Origin of the sequence: Ruegeria sp. R14_0, from assembly GCF_017743975.1 — a bacterium.
Lineage (GTDB): Bacteria > Pseudomonadota > Alphaproteobacteria > Rhodobacterales > Rhodobacteraceae > Ruegeria.
This window is the reverse complement of record NZ_JAGHRC010000001.1, coordinates 90,900-109,515: the sequence shown is the minus strand read 5'-3', so window position 1 is coordinate 109,515 and position 18,616 is coordinate 90,900. Positions and strand designations below refer to the sequence as shown.

The 18,616-nt window shown below is 59.2% G+C and carries 13 protein-coding genes; 5 read left to right on the top strand and 8 right to left on the bottom strand.

Annotation, left to right across the window (positions count from 1 at the left end):
- Positions 1-9: 9 nt before the first annotated feature.
- Positions 10-933, bottom strand: a complete 924-nt coding sequence (locus J7416_RS00510) for a LysR family transcriptional regulator (protein WP_209222093.1) — start codon at positions 931-933, stop codon at positions 10-12.
- A 96-nt stretch (positions 934-1,029) separates the two neighbouring features.
- On the opposite strand from J7416_RS00510, the gene J7416_RS00505 reads away from it, so the two are divergent.
- The 3 genes from J7416_RS00505 (at position 1,030) to J7416_RS00495 (ending at position 8,293) form a co-directional block, all read left to right on the top strand.
- The gene (locus J7416_RS00505; protein WP_209222092.1) at positions 1,030-2,253 is read left to right on the top strand and encodes a urate hydroxylase PuuD; all 1,224 of its coding nucleotides are present in this window, start codon (positions 1,030-1,032) and stop codon (positions 2,251-2,253) included.
- A gap of 215 nt (positions 2,254-2,468) precedes the next feature.
- The gene (locus J7416_RS00500) at positions 2,469-4,217 is read left to right on the top strand and encodes a BamA/TamA family outer membrane protein (RefSeq protein WP_247744067.1); all 1,749 of its coding nucleotides are present in this window, start codon (positions 2,469-2,471) and stop codon (positions 4,215-4,217) included.
- Positions 4,218-4,258: 41 nt separating this feature from the next.
- Positions 4,259-8,293 carry a translocation/assembly module TamB domain-containing protein gene (locus tag J7416_RS00495; protein ID WP_348540237.1) on the top strand — a complete coding sequence of 1,345 codons (4,035 nt, stop codon included), beginning with the start codon at positions 4,259-4,261 and terminating at the stop codon, positions 8,291-8,293.
- A 5-nt stretch (positions 8,294-8,298) separates the two neighbouring features.
- On the opposite strand, the gene J7416_RS00490 is transcribed toward J7416_RS00495, so the two are convergent.
- The 7 genes from J7416_RS00490 to ychF form a co-directional block, all read right to left on the bottom strand.
- Positions 8,299-8,820 (bottom strand): thioesterase family protein, encoded by a 522-nt coding sequence (locus J7416_RS00490; RefSeq protein WP_247744066.1) that lies wholly within the window; start codon positions 8,818-8,820, stop codon positions 8,299-8,301.
- Positions 8,804-9,610 carry a cyclase family protein gene (locus tag J7416_RS00485; protein WP_209222090.1) on the bottom strand — a complete coding sequence of 269 codons (807 nt, stop codon included), beginning with the start codon at positions 9,608-9,610 and terminating at the stop codon, positions 8,804-8,806. The genes J7416_RS00490 and J7416_RS00485 overlap by 17 nt, the downstream gene beginning before the upstream one ends.
- 107 nt (positions 9,611-9,717) lie before the next feature.
- Positions 9,718-12,501 (bottom strand): formate dehydrogenase subunit alpha, encoded by a 2,784-nt coding sequence (gene fdhF / locus J7416_RS00480; RefSeq protein WP_209222089.1) that lies wholly within the window; start codon positions 12,499-12,501, stop codon positions 9,718-9,720.
- 13 nt (positions 12,502-12,514) lie between these two features.
- Positions 12,515-14,218: an NAD(P)H-dependent oxidoreductase subunit E gene (locus J7416_RS00475; protein ID WP_209222088.1), complete on the bottom strand. Its 1,704-nt coding sequence runs from the start codon at positions 14,216-14,218 to the stop codon at positions 12,515-12,517.
- Between the two features lie 85 nt (positions 14,219-14,303).
- Positions 14,304-15,185, bottom strand: a complete 882-nt coding sequence (locus J7416_RS00470; RefSeq protein ID WP_209222086.1) for a LysR family transcriptional regulator — start codon at positions 15,183-15,185, stop codon at positions 14,304-14,306.
- 87 nt (positions 15,186-15,272) lie between these two features.
- Positions 15,273-15,752 carry a TspO/MBR family protein gene (locus J7416_RS00465; RefSeq protein ID WP_209222084.1) on the bottom strand — a complete coding sequence of 160 codons (480 nt, stop codon included), beginning with the start codon at positions 15,750-15,752 and terminating at the stop codon, positions 15,273-15,275.
- Between the two features lie 129 nt (positions 15,753-15,881).
- Complete coding sequence (gene ychF / locus J7416_RS00460) at positions 15,882-16,979, bottom strand: redox-regulated ATPase YchF (RefSeq protein WP_209222082.1); 1,098 nt, start codon at positions 16,977-16,979, stop codon at positions 15,882-15,884.
- A 201-nt stretch (positions 16,980-17,180) separates the two neighbouring features.
- Between ychF and J7416_RS00455 the strand changes: the two genes are divergently transcribed.
- Complete coding sequence (locus J7416_RS00455) at positions 17,181-17,666, top strand: acyloxyacyl hydrolase (RefSeq protein WP_209222079.1); 486 nt, start codon at positions 17,181-17,183, stop codon at positions 17,664-17,666.
- 79 nt (positions 17,667-17,745) lie between these two features.
- Positions 17,746-18,537 (top strand): tryptophan synthase subunit alpha, encoded by a 792-nt coding sequence (gene trpA, locus J7416_RS00450; RefSeq protein WP_209222078.1) that lies wholly within the window; start codon positions 17,746-17,748, stop codon positions 18,535-18,537.
- Positions 18,538-18,616: the final 79 nt, after the last annotated feature.

The following is an 18,616-nucleotide window of genomic DNA, read 5'->3' as shown; positions in this document are numbered from 1 at the left end:
GCGGGAGCTTTAGTTCGTTGAGACTTCTGAACCACGCACCACTTTGCTGATCCGTTCAATCATGAAATCCATGAACAGCCGCGCTTTGGGGTCCTGGTGGCGTCGGTGCGTGTAGAGGCAGGCCATTTGCACGGACACCGGCGGCGTTTCGACCGCCACGGGAACCAGACGCCCTGAGCTGAGATGCTCGGCCACTTCAAACACCGGCTTCATCGCGATCCCCTGCCCGGATAGCGCCCAGTCCGTCAGTACATCGCCGTCGTCGCATTCAAAGCGACCGGACACCGGGAACCTCTTCGGGCCATCCGGCGTCGCCAACTGCCATTGAAACTCGGTCGCGCCGGGAAACCTCAGATTCAAGCATTCGTGCCGTTGCGATATCAAGTCCGCACCCGTTGCTGGCATACCCCTGCGTTCGACATAGGCCGGTGAGGCGCAAAGCACGCGCTGGCAGTCGGCGATTTTGCGAATGCGCAAGGTGCTGTCTTCGGGTTGGCCGATGAAAAAGGCCAGATCCAGACCTTCGGTCGTCAGGTCGACCGATCTGTCTGTCAGTCGCAGGCGCACGTCGATTTCGGGGTATTCCGACAGGAAATCAGGCACATGCGGCGCTAAAACTCTGCGCCCCACACCCAGCGGAGCCGCAACAAACAGCGATCCGCGCGGGGCTTCTGTCAAATGGACGACCTGCGCTTCGGCGTCATCCACGGCATCCAGAACGGCCACTGCACCTGGGTAAAACGCCCGCCCTTGCTCGGTGGGGCTGAGGTTTCGGGTCGTCCTTTGAAACAGACGCACGCCCAAATGATCTTCCAACTGGGAAATGCGCGCCGACGTCACTGCGGGCGAAATACGTAGGTCTCGCCCGGCGGCGGACATGCTGCCCAGATCATAGACACGGACAAAGGTGCGGATATTGTCGAGATAGGACATCTTTTCGTTTTTTTTGATACAGTTTGACAATATCCGGGAATACCGAAGAAAGTGCCCGTTGCCTAGTGTGGCGGCAAGCAACCGGAGAGCTTTCGCATGTACGACTTCGCCGTGTTCTGGGACTGGATGGCTTTTGCCGTGCGCTGGCTGCACGTCATCACCGCCATCGCATGGATCGGATCATCCTTTTACTTTATCGCGCTGGACCTTGGCCTGAATCGCGACATCCCCGGCCCGGCGGATGGCGAGGAATGGCAGGTGCATGGCGGTGGCTTCTACCACATCCAGAAATACCTTGTCGCGCCGGAACGCATGCCGGACCACCTGACCTGGTTCAAATGGGAAAGCTATGCGACATGGCTCAGTGGGGCGGCCCTGTTGATGATCGTGTATTGGGTTGGTGGAGAGCTGTATCTGATTGATGCACAAAAGGCCGATCTGGCACTGTGGCAAGGTATTCTGATCTCGGCGGCCTCGTTGACCATCGGCTGGCTGATCTACGATTTCCTGTGCAAATCAGGGCTTGGCGAGCGCCCCACCCTGCTGATGGTGCTGCTGTTTGTGCTGCTGGTGGCGATGGGTTGGGGGTACAACCAGATCTTCACGGGTCGGGCGATGATGCTGCATCTGGGCGCCTTCACCGCGACGATCATGACCGCCAACGTGTTCTTCATCATCATGCCGAACCAGCGGATTGTGGTGGATGATCTGAAAAACGGCCGCACGCCTGATCCGAAATACGGCAAGATCGCAAAGCTGCGCTCGACCCACAACAACTACCTGACATTACCGGTCGTGTTCCTGATGCTGTCGAACCACTATCCGTTGGCATTTGCCACCGAATACAACTGGATCATCGCAGCGCTGGTCTTCCTGATGGGCGTGACCATCCGGCACTATTTCAACACGCGCCACGCGCGGGCGGGTGATCCGACCTGGACCTGGCTTGTGACAGCGCTGTTGTTCATCGCGATCATGTGGCTGTCGACCGCCCCCATGTACAAACCGCTGGAAGAGGCCGAGGCACAGCCGCTGACGCCTTACGAACAGAAGTTCGCCGCCGCCGATGGGTTCGAAGAGGCGCATGACGTCGTTCTGGGTCGCTGCTCCATGTGCCACGCCCGCGAACCCGTCTGGGAGGGCATCCTGTGGGCACCCAAGGGTGTGCTGCTGGAAACCGAGGGCGATATCGCCCGAAATGCCCAGCAAATCTATCTGCAGGCAGGCGTCAGCCATGCAATGCCGCCCGCGAATGTCACCTACATGGAACCCGAAGACCGCGAAGCCATCATTCGCTGGTTCCGCAACGCCGGATCCTGATCCCGAGACCGATCCACCACACACGCTGCAAAATTCGCCCGGCGCAAGATAATCTCTTTTCCTGCACCATCTCTAATGCTCTAACATGAATATTAGCAGCCGTCGGTTTTCATAAGACGGTCAAAGAGATTTCGACTTGGGGCAGTTGGAGCTATCACATGCCGGGGAGCAGGCCACGCGCCTTATTCAAGACTTGCCTTCTCGGCGCGTTTGCAATGGCCTTGCCAACCGCTTTGGCTGCGCTGGAAACCACGTTGACGGTTCCGGGCGGCTCGAAAGAGGTTGTGGAACGGCTCGAGGAAAACTCATCTGTTGCAACTGCTGAATCCCGGGGTTTGGATACCCCGCTGGAAATCCTGTCAGCCGCGCTGTCGGATTACCGAACAATAGTGCAGATCCTCTATGATGAGGGCTACTTTGGCCCTGTCGTCAGCATCAAGCTGGACGGGACAGAGGCCGCCGAGATCAGTTCGCTCAGCGTACCAGCCCAGATCAACCGCGCGGTGATCACGGTTCAGACCGGCCCTAAATTCACCTTTGGCGAGGCAATCGTTCAGCCGGTCACACCTGAGACAGAGTTGCCCGAAGAGTTCGCGGTTGGGAAAGTGGCCACGACCGGCGCCATTCAGCAGGCCGCATCCGCGGGCGTGCAGGGCTGGCGCAACGCCGGACACGCCAAAGCCGAAGTCGGCAGCCAAAAGGTCATCGCCCGCCACGCACAAGACAAGCTGGATGCCCAAATAGACCTGGCCCCCGGCCCTCGTCTTCGGTTTGGCAAGATGATCATTCAGGGTGATACGGATGTACGCCACAGATCGATTGAGAAAATCGCCGGATTTCCTGAGGGCGAGGTTTATTCACCAGAGAAAATCCAGAAAGTTGGCACCCGATTGCGTCGGACCGGCACGTTTAACGTTGTCGCCCTTGAAGAGCGTGAAACGCCCAACCCGGATGGCACGCTTGATTTCGATGCTACGTTTGAAGACCTTCCCAAACGCCAACTGACCTTCGGGCTTGAACTTGCATCGCGCGATGGGATCGACCTGACCGCAACATGGACCCACCGCAACGTGTTCCGCCGCGCCGAGCGCCTGCGGTTCGAGGCTGCCATCCGCAACATCGGCGGTGCCGAGGATATCGACGGGCGGATTGGCCTGCGACTGGATCAACCCGATCGGCTGGGGCCTGACGACAACACCTTCTGGAACGCCTTGTTAGAGCGGCGAAACACCGAGAACTACAACGTGACCGTGGCCTCGCTGGGCTATGGTGCCCGAAGGACGTTCTCTGACCGCCTGTACGCAGAAGCTTCGGCCGGTTTCCAATGGTCCAGCGCCGATGACGCCTATGGTGACGACCGCCGGTTCCGCTATTTCGTCCTGCCGTTCCGGTCAGAATGGGATCGACGGGACAGCAAGGTCAGTGCCACGCGCGGATTTTACCTCGACTCGCAGGTCACGCCCTTTGCGGGAATATCCGAAACCGAAAGCGGTATCCGACTGTTTTTCGATGGGCGCGGGTATACGCGCGTTGGATCAAGCGACAGGCTGGTTCTGGCTGGCCGCGTCCAGCTTGGGTCGGTTCTTGGCCCCTCGCCCGACGGTGTGACCCCGGACTTTCTGTTTTTCTCAGGCGGTGCTGGTACCGTGCGTGGTCAGCCTTATGAAAGCCTTGGGATTCCGGTTGGCACTGGCGTAGCAGGCGGTAAATCGTTCCTTGGACTGTCCGCCGAGGTTCGAGGCAAAATCACCGAGGCCATATCGCTGGTCGGATTTTACGACTACGGTACGGTCGACACGTCCTCGTTCATCGGCAGCGGGGCAGAATACCATTCGGGTGCCGGGCTTGGGGTCCGGTACGATCTGGGTGGATTTGGCCCACTTCGACTTGACCTTGCCGTCCCAGTTCAGGGCGATACGGGCAACGGGTTGCAGTTCTATATCGGGATCGGGCAGGCATTTTGATTGGACGTCGCGCATATCCTTTCTTGATTTCGGGTCTGGTTGTGACGACCCCCCTGCCGCTTGCTGCGCAGGAAGAGGGCGGCAGCATGCTGGAACGCTTTCTGCAGGATACGCTGTCAGGGGATGACCAGAATGTCACCGTGACCGGTCTGCAAGGTGCCCTGAGCGCCCGCGCGACCATCGCCGAGATCACCGTGGCCGACGATGAAGGCGTATGGTTGACCATCAAGGATGCCGAGCTGGATTGGAACCGATTGGCATTGATCCGGGGTCGGTTCTCGGTCAACGCGCTGACGGCACAGGAAATCGACATCGCCCGCGCCCCGGGCACAACCACCAAGGAAGAGCCGCCTGCATCCGTCGAAACACAACCGTTTCAGTTGCCCGAACTGCCGGTCTCTATCGAAATCGGTGAAATCCGGGTGGATGAACTGTCGTTGGGCGAGCCGTTGATTGGCGTCGCCGCCGACCTCAGCGTGACGGGCAACCTGTCGCTGGCCGATGGTGCGTTGGACACCAATCTGGACATCATCCGATTGGATCGTGCGGGCGATGAAATCAAGCTGACCGCCGGGTTTCAGAACACCTCGCGCGAGATCAATCTGGATTTGCAGGTCAACGAGGCTTCGGGCGGGCTGATTTCCAGCGCGCTGAGCATTCCCGACAGTCCCCCAATTGGCCTGACGGCCCAGGGCGCGGGGCCATTGACGGACTTTACAGCCGATATCGGGCTCAGCAGCGACAACCAGATGCGCGTCACAGGTCAGGTGCGGCTGCAGGCTGCCGAAGGCGGGGCGGCGGATGGCATCGCCTTTACGACAGATTTGAACGGTGATCTGACCCCGTTTCTGGGCCCTGAGATCGATCCGTTCTTTGGCCCCAAATCGCGGCTCTTCGTCGATGGCCAAACCAAACCCGAAGGCGCACTGGATATCTCGGACCTCGAGCTGACGACACAAGCACTGGACCTGAAGGGTGAGCTTCAGCTGGCAGAAGGGGGTACGCTGCAACTGGCGGCCCTGCAGGGGCGCATTACGCCACCGGATGGCGAGGCAGTCGTCCTGCCGGTCGCGGGCGGAGATACCTCGATCCAGTCGGCGCAACTGTCCGCTCTGTTCGATCGCCAGAACGGCAACCTTTGGGATCTGAGCCTGACTGCAAATGATTTTCAGTCCCCGCAGGCCAATCTGGACGACGCAAGGATCACCGCGCAGGGCACATTGGACCAAGGCGAGGTTCTGACGGTTGATGGCGACGTTCAGGTTGCAGCCAATGGCATAGACATGGCGGATCAGGCGCTGACGACCGCGTTGGGTCAGCGCATCACCCTGGACGGCCAGTTCGAATACAGCAGCGACCAGTCGCTTAACCTGTCTGGATTCGAGCTTGTGGGTTCGGATTACACACTGGCATTGGATGCTTTGATCGCCGGATTGAACAGCGGCCTGACAGTCGACGGAACAGCCAAACTGGACGCGACCGATCTGTCGCGCTTTTCGGATCTGGCCAAGCTGGAACTTACCGGACAGGTCTCGGCCAGTGTAACCGGCAAGGGTTCGCCCCTGGAACAGAGCTTTGACGGTAAAGTCATCGTAGAAGGTCGCGATCTGTCCACGGGCCGCGACGATATCGACCCTGTGATCACCGGAGAGACCACGATCACACTGGACGGTAGCCGAGGCACAGACGGCATCACCATCCGCGAGTTTGATCTGGATAGCGAAGCCGCCAAGGCCGTCGCCAGTGGTGTCGTGACCACGCCGGACGGCAATCTGACCATCGACGGCCAAGCTCGGGTCAGCGCGTCGGATTTGTCCGTCTTTTCGGGCCTGGCGAAACGCGAGCTGAGCGGATCGGTTCAGGCCACCGCAAAAGGCAAAGGCAGGGTACAAACGCTGGAGTTTGACGGCACGGCCAGTGTGATTGGCCAGAACATCAAGACCGGACTGGCCGATATCGACCCCCTTTTGACGGGGCGCACCCAGATCGAATGGGACGGGGCCAGAACCGCGGACCGCATCGACATTCGTAATGCCGCGGTCAATGGCCGCGCGCTGACTGCCCAGGTGCAGGCCGTGGTGGACGACCCGACCGGCGACCTGTCCGCCGATGGGCAAGCGCAACTGAACGTGCCGAACCTGTCCCTGTTTTCCGGCTTGGCCGGGCGTGATCTGGCCGGGTCGATCTCGGCCAACGTGCAGGGTAACGGCACGCTGTCCAGCAGGGAATTCGACGTTCAAGGCGATCTGGATGCCAACAACATCCAGACAGGCATCGAGATTGTCGACAAGCTGATCCAAGGCCGCACAACCCTGGACGTCGATGCCGCAAACGAGGCGCAGGTCATCGACATTCGCACCTTCCGCCTGAACGGAACAGCCATTACCGCGACCGCGTCGGGCAAGCTGGACCGTCAATCGGGCGGGCTGGATTACTCGGTCCGGCTGGATGATGTTGCGCGCGTTCTGAACACCCTCTCTGGCCCGCTGACACTAGCCGGTAATGTGGCCCCGACCTCTTCCGGGTTGGAGGGCACTGTGAACCTGAACGGCCCCGACAGCTCTTACGCCAAGCTTGAGGGCACAGTTGACAGCGATGGCTCGGCCGATCTGGACTTTGATGCCAAGTTCAACCGGATCGAACGGTTCGCGCCCGAATTCCCCGGCACCATCGCCGCTACGGGCACGGCCAAGCGCAACAAGGGTGTCTGGACGATCGACACACAAGCCGAAGGCCCTGCAGAGATCAACAGCAACATCACGGGTACCTTCGATGAAGGCAGCGGCGAAGCGGACTTGTCCGCGACCGGTGGCGTCAATCTGGGTATCGCCAATCTGTTCATTACCCCCAACAAAATTGATGGCACTGCCCGCTATGACCTGAAACTGTCCGGCAAACCTGCGCTGGAGTCTCTGTCAGGCTCGATCACGACTTCTGGCACGTCCATGGCCCTGCCGGATGTTGGACAAACGATTACGGGCATCAGCGGCTCGGTCGAGCTGGCCCAAAGCCGCGCCACGATATCGCTCAGTGGCGGTCCCCGTGCCGGCGGCAACTTTACGGTCAGAGGTCCGGTTGACCTTGCGCCGCCATTCAATGCGAACATAGTCGCCGCGCTCAACAGTTTGGTGCTGACGGATAAGCTGCTTTTTGAAACGACGCTGAACGGCGAAGTTGCAATGACCGGCGCACTTGCGGGGAATAGCTCGATTGCCGGTCAGATCACGTTTGACGAAACTAACATCAACCTTGCAGCCGCAACCGGTGCATTGGGGGCCGCGCCTATCCCCGAGATCCAGCACGTGAACGAAACCAGCGCTGGTTTCCTGACCCGTGAACACGCGGGCCTCGTTGAAAAAGAGGGCGGGCAAAAAAGCAACTCGCGCATCGCGCTGGACATCAGTCTTCTGGCCCCCAAGGCCGTGTTCGTGCGCGGGCGGGGGGTGAATGCGGAACTGGGTGGCCGTATCAATATCGGCGGCACCACGGCCTCGGTCATCCCGTCTGGCCAGATCGAATTGATCCGGGGCAACTTCGACATTCTGGGCCGCAGGCTGGCCCTGACCAAGGGTTTGGTGACACTTCAGGGCGACCTGACCCCGTATATCGAGTTCGAATCCACGACCAGCACATCCGACGGGTCGGCCACCATCGAAATCGCAGGACCATTGGACGCGCCCGAGGTCAACGTATTCTCGGATCCGGAACGCCCCGCCGAAGAGGCCCTGGCGATGCTGCTGTTCGGCAACCGCTTCTCGGAATTGTCGCCGTTTGTGATTGCCCAAATGGCGGCCTCACTGGCCCAGCTAAGCGGTGCAGGCGGCGACGCCACAAAAGGCCTGCGCGACTCAACAGGGGTCGACACGGTGGATATCGGCGTGTCCGAAGGCGGCGCGGGCCGGTTCGGGGCCGGGGCCTACCTTAGCGACAACCTCTACACCGACTTTACCGTCAACACCGAAGGCGACACCGAGGTAAACCTGAACCTGGACGTGACCGACAATTTCACCGTCAAAGGCACGGTGGACGGTCGGGGTGAAACCGGGGTCGGGATATTCTTTTCCCGCGACTACTAAGCAGGCTATTTCTTTCGAATGCCGATCTGCTGTCCAACTTCCGTGGCTGGCTCCAGCGCGGCGTGGTCCTGAACCATCTTCTGTAGCCGGGTGACCGCCCAGTCCGGATAGGGAACCGACCGCCCTGTTGTGTGGCTGACATTCATGAAAAGCGCTTCTTGGGTGGCGCAGACGACGCCATCCTTTTCTGAAATCATCTGCGCAAAATAATGACCGCGTTTGTGATCGGCATCCAATAGGCGAAACCGGATGCTGAATGCTTCACCTTCCAACACTTCGCGCAGAAAATTCATGTGGGATTGCAGGATGTAAGGCCCCTGCCCCATCGCGTTGACCTGCGCCTCACCCAGGCCAAGGTGGTCGACCATCAAAAGTTCAAGCGCGTTGTCAAAAGCCACGCCGTAGTAACCAACGTTCATATGGCCGTTGTAGTCGATCCATTCGGGCCGGGCCGTGAACCCGCGAAACTCGACCGGTGCATCATAAGGCCCGTCATGGCCAGCGCGTGTTTCAGGCGTCATTTCCATCGGGGTCTCCTTGTTGACTTTCAAAGATCGCGACGGCGCGGACAAACCCGGCTGAGGCCCCTTTGATCTTGAACGGGAAACAGGAAATCTCGAATCCCGTCGGAGGAAGGGTTTCAAGGTTGGTGAGCTTTTCCATGTGACAATACCCGACCTGCATCGAGGCCCGATGCCCTTCCCAGATTATCGATGCGTCCTGCGTTTCAGCATATTCCTGCGCGGTCAAGGGAAACGGTGCGTCCCAACTCCAGGCATCGGTTCCGGTCACGCGCACGCCGCGTTCGGTCAGATATAAGGTCGCCTCGCGCCCCATGCCGCACCCTTTCATCAGGTAGTCAGGCTGCCCGTATTGCGTTCCGGCCGAGGTATTCACCACCACAATATCCAACGGGCGCAGCTCGTGCCCAATTCGTTTCAACTCTGCCTCAACATCTGCGGCGGTCGCGACATAGCCATCGTCGAAGTGGCGAAAATCCAGTTTCACGCCGGGGTTCATGCACCATTCCAGCGGCACCTCGTCGATAGTAATCGCCCGCTCACCGTTGTTCATCGTCGAATGGTGGTGGTAGGGGGCGTCCAGATGCGTGCCGTTGTGGGTGGCGATTTGCAGACGCTCGATCGCCCAGCCCTCGCCGCCCGGCAAATCGTCTTTCTTGAGGCCCGGAAAGAAGGACATGACCTGCTCGGCCGTCTGGTCATGGGTCAGGTATTCGATTTCGGGCAGCATGATCGGCGGATCGGACACAATCCCGGTTTCCAGCGGAACGGACAAATCGACAAAACGGCGAGCCATGTGCACCTCCTTCAGGACCCGTGACAGGGTTGGCCGCAGGTAAGCGTCTGTCAAGCAAAGAAAAAGGCGGCCACAGAGGCCGCCTTTCTTGCATATCGTCAGTATATTTATTCTGCCACGATGGCGTCTTCGATCTTTTCCACCCGGATCGCCGAGAATTTGAACTCGGGGATTTTACCGTAGGGATCGATGGCCGAATTGGTCAGGATGTTCGCCGCCGCCTCGACATAAGCGAAGGGGATGAACACCATGTCTTCGGCAATGGCCCGGTCCGCGCGAACCATGATCTCGATCGAACCACGACGGGTGGTCAGACGGATCATCTCACCCGGCTCGATACCCATCAGCTTAAGCTTGCGCGGGTTCATCGAACAGTTCGCCTCAGGCTCAACCGCATCCAGCACCTTGGCACGACGGGTCATCGACCCGGTGTGCCAGTGTTCCAGCTGACGACCCGTGGTTGCGATCATCGGGTATTCTTCATCCGGTGCTTCGTCCGGCGGGATGATGCTGGCCGGGGTGAACCGGGCCTTGCCATCCGTGCGCGGGAAGCCATCGCCGAACACGATGGACTGGCCGGGATCGGTTTCGCTGAGCGACGGATAGGTGATCGACTCGGTCTCAAGCCGTTCCCAGGTGATGTTATTCAGCGATTCCATGGTCAGCTTCATCTCGGCAAAGACTTGCGAAACATCGGTGTAATCCCAGTTCAGACCGATACGCTGCGCCAATTCGACCGTGATCGCCCAATCCTCGCGCGCCTCACCCGGAGGTGCCACCGCCGGACGAACCCGCTGAACCTGACGGTTGGTGTTCGACACCGTGCCGTTCTTTTCGTAGAGCGCCGAGGCAGGCAGGATGATATCCGCATAGTTCGCCGTTTCGGTCAGGAAAATGTCCTGTACGATCATCAGATCCAGCTTGGCCAAGGCTTCGCGCGCGTGATTCACATCCGGGTCCGACATAGCCGGGTTTTCGCCCAGAATGTACATACCTTTGATGTTGCGCGCATAGATCTGATCGATGATCTCGGTAACGGTCAGGCCCTTCTCGTTCGAGAAATCGTCCGAACCCCAGACATCCGTGAACTGAGCGCGGATGTTGTCATCCGTGACCGTCTTGTAATCCGGCAGGAACATCGGGATCAGACCCGCATCCGAGGCACCCTGCACGTTGTTCTGACCACGCAGCGGGTGCAGACCCGCGCCGGGCTTTCCAACGTTGCCCGTCATCAGTGCCAGGCTGATCAGGCAGCGCGAGTTGTCGGTGCCGTGGATATGCTGGCTGACACCCATACCCCAGAAGATCAGACCGGCCTTGGCCTGCGCAAAGGTGCGGGCCACACGGCGCAGCTGATCTGGTTCGATGCCACAGATCGGGGCCATCGCCTCGGGCGTGAACTGGCGCAGATGCTCTTTCTCGGCTTCCCAGTTCTCGGTCCACCGGTGGATGTACTGGCTGTCATAGAGCTCCTCTTCCACGATCACGTTCATGATCGCGTTGAGCATCGAGACATCAGCCCCCGGACGGAACTGCAGCATCTCATCGGCGAACTTGCGCATACCGACGCCGCGCGGGTCCATCACGATCAGCTTGCCGCCGCGCTTTGTGAACTGCTTGAAATAGGTCGCTGCGACGGGATGGTTTTCAATCGGGTTGGCCCCGATGATGATCGCCACATCGGCGTTTTCGATCTCGTTGAAGGTCGCCGTTACAGCGCCCGAACCCACGTTCTCGATCAGAGCCGCCACCGACGACGCGTGACACAGACGGGTGCAGTGGTCGACATTGTTGTGCTTGAAGCCCTGACGGATGAACTTCTGGAACAGATAGGCTTCTTCGTTGGTGCATTTGGCCGAGCCAAAGCCTGCAACGCTGCGCGGGTCTTCTTCGCGCAGGGCTTTCAGCTTGGTTGCGGCCAGATCCATCGCCTCTTCCCATGTCGCTTCACGGAAATGGGTCGACAGGTCCGCGGGATCAACGTTCAGGCCTTTGGCAGGCGCATCCTCGCGCCGGATCAGCGGCTTGGTCAGGCGATGCGGATGGTGGATATAGTCAAAGCCAAAGCGACCTTTGACACACAGACGGCCTTCGTTAGCGGGGCCGTTGATCCCCTCAACATACTTGACCTTGCCGTCCTTGACCTTCAGCGAGACTTTGCATCCCACACCGCAGAACGGGCAGACGCTTTCGGTCTCAGAATCATAGTCCTTGCTATCGCCCTTTTGCTGATCATCCAGCACGGTGGCGGGCATCAGGGCGCCGGTCGGGCAGGCCTGAACGCATTCGCCACAGGCCACACAGGTTGAATCACCCATCGGGTCGTTCTGGTCGAATACCACCTGCGCGGTGTGGCCACGACCAGCCATGCCGATCACGTCATTCACCTGCACGTCACGGCACGCGCGAACGCAAAGGTTGCAGTTGATGCAGGCATCCAGATTAACCCGCATTGCAACGTGGCTGTCATCCAACAGCGGAATCTTCTCAGCCTCTTTCGCCGGGAAACGGCTGTCGCTGACATCGTTCAGTTTGGCCATGTCCCAGAAATGGCTGGAGGCATCATGCGGCTGCTCGGGCTGGTCGGCCACCAGCAGTTCCATGACCATCGCACGCGATTTCTCGGCACGGTCGGTGTCGGTCTTCACGACCATCCCCTCAGCAGCAGGACGGATGCACGAGGCGACCAGAGTGCGCTCGCCTTCCACTTCAACCATACAGGCGCGGCAGTTGCCGTCCGGTTTGTAACCAGGTTGCGGCTTGTGGCACAGGTGCGGGATCGTGAACCCCTGGCCCTTGGCGGCTTCCCAGATGGTCCAGCCTTCGGGCACGGTGACATCTTCGCCGTTCAGGTTGAAGGTGACGGTCTTGGTTGGGCTTGCATCAAGCATGGCTCTGTCTCCCTCAGATTTCGTCAGCGAAATGTTTCATGACCAGGCGGATCGGGTTCGGGGCCGCCTGCCCCAGACCGCAGATCGAGGCGTCGCCCATGACCTGACACAGGTCCTCCAGCAGGTCCTGATCCCACTTGTCCGCCTGCATCAGCTTGACCGCCTTTTCGCAGCCCGCCCGGCAGGGGGTGCACTGACCGCAGCTTTCATCCTCGAAGAAGCGCAGCATGTTCAGCGCTGCATCGCGGGCGGTGTCCTGGTCGGACAGGACCACCACGGCGGCGGATCCGATGAACGTGCCATGCGGTTGCAACGTGTCGAAATCCAGCGGGATGTCATCCATCGATGCAGGCAGTAGGCCCGAGGATGGGCCACCGGGCTGATAGGCCTTGAAGGTCTGCCCTTCGACCATGCCTCCGGCAGCCTCGATCACGTCCAGAATGGTCGAGCCTGCAGGCAGCAGGTAAACTCCCGGCTTCGCCACACGGCCCGAGACCGAATAGCTGCGTAGGCCCTTGCGACCGTTTTTTTCAGTGCTGTTGAGGCATTCCGGCCCCTCACGGCACACTTTGGTGACCCAATAGAGCGTCTCGACATTGTGCACCAAGGTCGGACGGTTAAAGACCCCAACTTGCGCCACGAACGGAGGACGGTGGCGCGGCAAGCCTTTCTTGCCCTCAATCGACTCGATCATCGCGGATTCTTCACCGCAGATATAGGCACCAGCACCCCGGCGCAGGTCGATATAACCCTGCTCGACAATCCCCGCTTCTTCCAGCGCGGCAATCTCGCGGCGCAGGACTTCTAGCACCGCCGGATATTCGTCACGCATGTAGATGAAGCAGGTTTCGGCCTCGACCGCCCAAGCGGCGATCAGCATGCCCTCAAGGAAAACATGCGGCGTGCGTTCCAGATAGTAGCGGTCCTTGAACGTACCAGGCTCGCCCTCATCGCCGTTGACAGCCAGATACCGTGGGCCTTCGTTCATGCGCACAAAGCCCCATTTCTTGCCCGACGGGAAGCCAGCGCCACCCAGACCGCGCAAGCCCGAGGACAGGACGTCTTCCTGCACCTTTTCCCAGTCGCCACCGTCGCGCAGCTCTTTCAGCTTGGCGTAGCCGCCGTTTGCCTCATAGGCGGCAAAGGTTTCGTAGTCGGGCAGATGAGCGTGGGTATCACCGGCAGCAATCGCGGCCTGCACCTTTTCGGGGGTCGCGTGGTCGATGTGGTTGTGACCGATTTCAAGCACCGGAGCAGTATCACATCGGCCCATGCAAGGGGCGCGGACAACGCGGACTTCAGCCGGGTCCAGCCCATCTTCCAACGCCTTCTGCAACTGCTGGGCACCGGCCATTTCGCAGGACAGGGAGTCGCAGACACGGATCGTCAGCGCGGGCGGAGGCGCCTCGTCCTCTTTCACAACGTCGAAATGGGCATAAAAGGTCGCGGTTTCGTAAATCTCGGCCTGACCGATCCGCATCTCAACCGCCAAGGCGGCGATGTGGTCGGCACTGATATGGCCGTGAGCGTCCTGAATCAGGTGCAAAAATTCGATCAGCAGGTCGCGGCGGCGTGGGCGATCGCCCAGCAGGCGTGCGATTTCAGCCTGCGCCTCATCCGTGAACTGACGGCCTTTGGGCGTATGCCGCCCTTTGCCTTTACCTGACTTCCAGACGCCCTTTGGTGCGCCTGATGGCTTGGTATCTAATGGTGCCATGATGCCCTCCGATTGAGGCTCCGTGTCTCATCAGAATAGCATATCGTCAAATCGCATATCGCAATCGCACGATAACGACAGTTTATCACCGTAAAGACGTCACCACGGCACGCAAAGCCGCGACCGTGGGCAATTCCGGGTCCCTTGTCAGGGTCGCCAGACAAATCGGTTTGCTGACAACCGGATCGACCAGAGGCAGTACTTTGGTTCCCTTCAAATCGCCCAGCGCACGAACCAACACCCTGGGCACTACGGTGGCCGCTAAGCCCTCTCGCGCCATGACCATCGAGGCGGTAAAGCCGCTGGTCTCGGCCACGACATCCGGGTGCAGACCCTGTTCGGCGAAAATGCGATCCAGAATACGACGGTTCTGCATCTGCGGCTCCAAAAGGCTGAGCGGAAATTCGGCCACGCGCGCCCAGGGGATCGGGCCAGTCTCATCGGTCATATGAGACGGGACCAGCAGCACGTAGGTCTCTTCGTAAAGCGACTGAACCTGGCGCAGATCGGTCCCGATGCTGTCGCCATAGGTGATACCTGCATCCAGACTGCCCTCGTCCAGGCGATGCTGGATTGCCGTCGCGGACATGGTTTCGATCCGTGTGACAATGCGGGGATGCGCATCGCGCAAACGTTTGGTCAAACGCCCGGTGAACGCAATCGCGGTGGGGATTACCCCCAAAATCAATGTGCCCGTGATCTCACCTTTTGAGGCAAGTACCTGCTGCTCAAGCGCCTTCGCGTCATCCAGAATACGCCGCGCGCGCTGGACGATCATTTCGCCTTCTTCGGTCAGGCCCTGGAACCGGTTGGCACGCCGAACGATGGAAACGCCCAACCGATCCTCGAGGTTACGAATGCGCATTGAGAATGCAGGCTGAGAAATCCCGCATTCTTCAGCCGCCTTGGCAAAGTGCTGATGCCGCGCCAGGGCGTTGAGCAATTGAAGGTCGCGGATTTCGATCAAGCGTCACTGTCCTTGGTGCATGTCCGACCCGAACCCTATCCGCATAATCCTAACGCAAAAAGAGGTGCTTTTGCTCTGACAAGGAATTCAGTTAAGAACCGCAATCGCAAGATTGAGCGCTGCGGCAAAGGTGACCCAGCCCAAGTACGGCACCAACGCAAGCGCCGATACCCGGTCCCGACCCCAAAGGCCTGCAACCAAGGCCACTATCACGACAAAAAGCATCGCAATGATGCCGAAAGCGACCCACGGCAGATGGAGGACAAAAAAGACCGGAGACCAAATGAAATTCAGGCCCAACTGCGCCCACCAAAGCTTCATCCGCACGGTACCGCGATCCCATGCGTATAGTCGCCAGCCAACCATGGCGATCAGAATGTACAAAACAGTCCAAACCGGCCCGAAAATCCAGTTCGGAGGATTGAAAACAGGCTTGGTGAGCGCGGCGTACCACGCTCCGGGCGCTGTCAGCGTGCCGATCAGGATGCCCCCGCCCATCACCAGCAAGAGCAACCCAAGCCGCGCAGACCAGGGGATCGGGGACGTGGCCTCGTGGGCATCTGTCATAATGCAAGTCTCCAACAGGCTTTAGGGCAGCCGCGTCGTATAGCTGCCACCCCCAAGACATATAGGCCGAGGCGCATCTGTCCAGACTTCGCCAAACGCAGGTATGGAACCTCTGGGACGCTTTTGGCGTCAGGTATTGAACAAGAAGTGCATCACATCGCCATCCTTGACGATGTAGCCCTTACCCTCAGCCCGCATCTTGCCCGCCTCTTTCGCACCCTGCTCGCCATTGGCGGCGATATAGTCGTCATAGGCGATGGTTTCGGCACGAATGAAGCCCTTTTCGAAGTCACCATGGATCACGCCGGCGGCCTGTGGCGCGGCGGTTCCGGTACGGATCGTCCAAGCGCGGGCCTCTTTCGGGCCGACGGTGAAATAGGTTTCCAGTTTCAGCAGGTCGTAACCAGCGCGGATAAGACGGTCGAGACCGGGCTCTTCGAGACCCATCTCGGTCAAGAACATCTCAGCCTCGTCCTCTTCCAGCAGGCTGATCTCTTCCTCGATCTTGGCGCTGATGATGACGTGGGAATTGCCCTGTGCGGCGGCCATTTCGGCAACCTTTGCAGAGTATTCGTTGCCTTCGGCGGCTTCTTCCTCGGACACGTTGCAGACATAAAGCACCGGCTTGGTGGTCAGCAACTGCAGCATCTTCCAGGCTTTGGCATCTTCATCGGACACTTCGACCAGACGCGCGGGTTTGCCGTTTTCCAGCATCTCTTGCGCTTCGGCCAGTAGGCGGTCCTGCTGTTGCGCCTCTTTGTCATTGCCTTTCAGCTTGCGCACCAGATTGGCGCGGCGCTTTTCGATGCTTTCCAGATCGGCCAACATCAGCTCGGTCTCGATGGTGTCGGCATCGGCTACAGGGTCCACGCGGCCGTCCACATGGGTCACGTCCCCGTCTTCGAAACAGCGCAGCACGTGGGCGATAGCGTCGGTCTCACGGATATTGGCCAGAAACTGGTTGCCCAGCCCTTCGCCTTTCGAGGCCCCCTTCACCAGACCAGCGATATCAACGAAAGTCATACGCGTCGGGATAATCTGCTTGGAACTCGCGATGGCCGCCAGTTTATCCAGCCGGTCGTCCGGCACGGCCACATCGCCCACATTGGGTTCAATCGTGCAGAACGGGAAATTCGCCGCCTGCGCAGCTGCGGTTTTGGTCAGCGCATTGAAAAGGGTCGACTTGCCCACATTCGGCAGACCCACGATTCCCATTTTAAAGCCCATAACGGCCTCCTGCATACCATTCGAGCGCAGCTTCTATGCAGGTCGGGGCCAATGCGCAAGCCAAGGCGCGCCTTGGGAACCCAGAGGCGTTTTGACAACACCGTTTTACTGTCACAGATTTGTGCGCTTGCGCACATTGAAACGTGACCACTAGAATCACCAATTAGCGATTTAGAAGTAATCAATTAGTGAAACACTGCCATGAGATCTTTCATCCTTGCCCTTGGGGTCCTTTTCGCGGCGACAACCGCGCAGGCACAATCCGTTGTATTCGGAGCTGGATATGCGGACTTTTCCGACAGCAACTCAAAAGACCAGGCTGTCTTTGCAGTCGAATACCAACACCGCCCTTTCTATGAGGCAACACGCCTGTCCGCGACATGGGGCGGCGCGTTGACCGTAGACGAATCTGGTGACGTTCACGTGGGTGCAGGTCTGATCGGCATCTACAGTTTTGCCGATCGCTGGTTCGTGGAAGGAAGCGTGATGCCCGGGTATTTCTCGGAATCCGAAGAGCTGAACGATTTGGGCGGCAGCTTCCAAATCCGCAGCCTGATCGGCGTTGGATACACACTGAACAATGGCAACAAAATCTCGCTGGCGATCACGCATAAATCCAATGCCAGCACGCAAGAGGAAAACCCCGGCGTTAACTCTGCGTTGCTCAGGTATCACCTTGCGTTCTGATAGCCCTGCGCCGAACCGGGATTGATTTCCGCGCCAACTTTCTGCACATCAGGCCTGAACCTGATTGCAAGGACTGCCTATGACCCGTATCGACGCCAAGTTCGCCGCTCTGAAGGAACAGGGAAAGAAGGCGTTCGTCGCCTATATCATGGCCGGAGACCCGGATTTCGAAACCTCGCTTGAAATCGTGAAGGGACTGCCCGGCGCAGGTGTCGATGTGATCGAGCTGGGCCTGCCTTTCACCGATCCGATGGCGGACGGCCCGACGATCCAAGCGGCTGGTCAACGTGCGCTGGATGGCGGCATGACATTGCAGCGGACGCTGGATCTGGCCCGTGCGTTTCGCGAAACCGACAACACCACTCCAATTGTGCTGATGGGGTATTACAACCCGATCTACAGCCGCGGCGTCGAAAAGTTCCTCATCGATGCAAAAGAGGCAGGCATCGACGGGCTGATTGTTGTCGACCTGCCGCCGGAAGAAGACGAAGAACTGTGCCTTCCAGCGCAAGCTGCCGGATTGAATTTCATTCGCCTGGCCACGCCGACCACCGATGACAAACGCCTGCCCCGTGTTTTGCAGAACACATCGGGCTTTGTGTACTACGTCTCGATCACCGGCATCACCGGTGCTGCCGAAGCGCAGGCAACCAATGTCGGTCCCGAGGTAGCCCGGATCAAATCCGCGACCGACTTGCCCGTCATCGTCGGCTTCGGGATCAACACGCCGGAAAAATCGCAAGCCATTGCTTCTGTCGCCGATGGTGCCGTGGTCGGTTCGGCCATCGTCAGCCAGATCGCAGCTGGCAAGCCCACGGTTGAAGTTCTGGATTTCGTGAAATCCCTGGCGGACGGCGCGCATTCGGCCTGATCCAGCTTCGCTTTGATCTGAACGCAGTCGGTGCCCTCCGGCTGCGTTTTTTGTTGTCCTTTCCCATATGGGATTGAAT

What these genes read in the sequence shown, in the direction of transcription:
- J7416_RS00510 (WP_209222093.1), bottom strand. Translation starts at nt 933, where the DNA reads ATGTCCTATCTCGACAATATCCGCACCTTTGTCCGTGTCTATGATCTG.
- J7416_RS00505 (WP_209222092.1), top strand. Translation starts at nt 1,030, where the DNA reads ATGTACGACTTCGCCGTGTTCTGGGACTGGATGGCTTTTGCCGTGCGC.
- J7416_RS00500 (WP_247744067.1), top strand. Translation starts at nt 2,469, where the DNA reads ATGGCCTTGCCAACCGCTTTGGCTGCGCTGGAAACCACGTTGACGGTT.
- J7416_RS00490 (WP_247744066.1), bottom strand. Translation starts at nt 8,820, where the DNA reads ATGGAAATGACGCCTGAAACACGCGCTGGCCATGACGGGCCTTATGAT.
- J7416_RS00485 (WP_209222090.1), bottom strand. Translation starts at nt 9,610, where the DNA reads ATGGCTCGCCGTTTTGTCGATTTGTCCGTTCCGCTGGAAACCGGGATT.
- fdhF (WP_209222089.1), bottom strand. Translation starts at nt 12,501, where the DNA reads ATGCTTGATGCAAGCCCAACCAAGACCGTCACCTTCAACCTGAACGGC.
- J7416_RS00475 (WP_209222088.1), bottom strand. Translation starts at nt 14,218, where the DNA reads ATGGCACCATTAGATACCAAGCCATCAGGCGCACCAAAGGGCGTCTGG.
- J7416_RS00465 (WP_209222084.1), bottom strand. Translation starts at nt 15,752, where the DNA reads ATGACAGATGCCCACGAGGCCACGTCCCCGATCCCCTGGTCTGCGCGG.
- ychF (WP_209222082.1), bottom strand. Translation starts at nt 16,979, where the DNA reads ATGGGCTTTAAAATGGGAATCGTGGGTCTGCCGAATGTGGGCAAGTCG.
- J7416_RS00455 (WP_209222079.1), top strand. Translation starts at nt 17,181, where the DNA reads ATGAGATCTTTCATCCTTGCCCTTGGGGTCCTTTTCGCGGCGACAACC.
- trpA (WP_209222078.1), top strand. Translation starts at nt 17,746, where the DNA reads ATGACCCGTATCGACGCCAAGTTCGCCGCTCTGAAGGAACAGGGAAAG.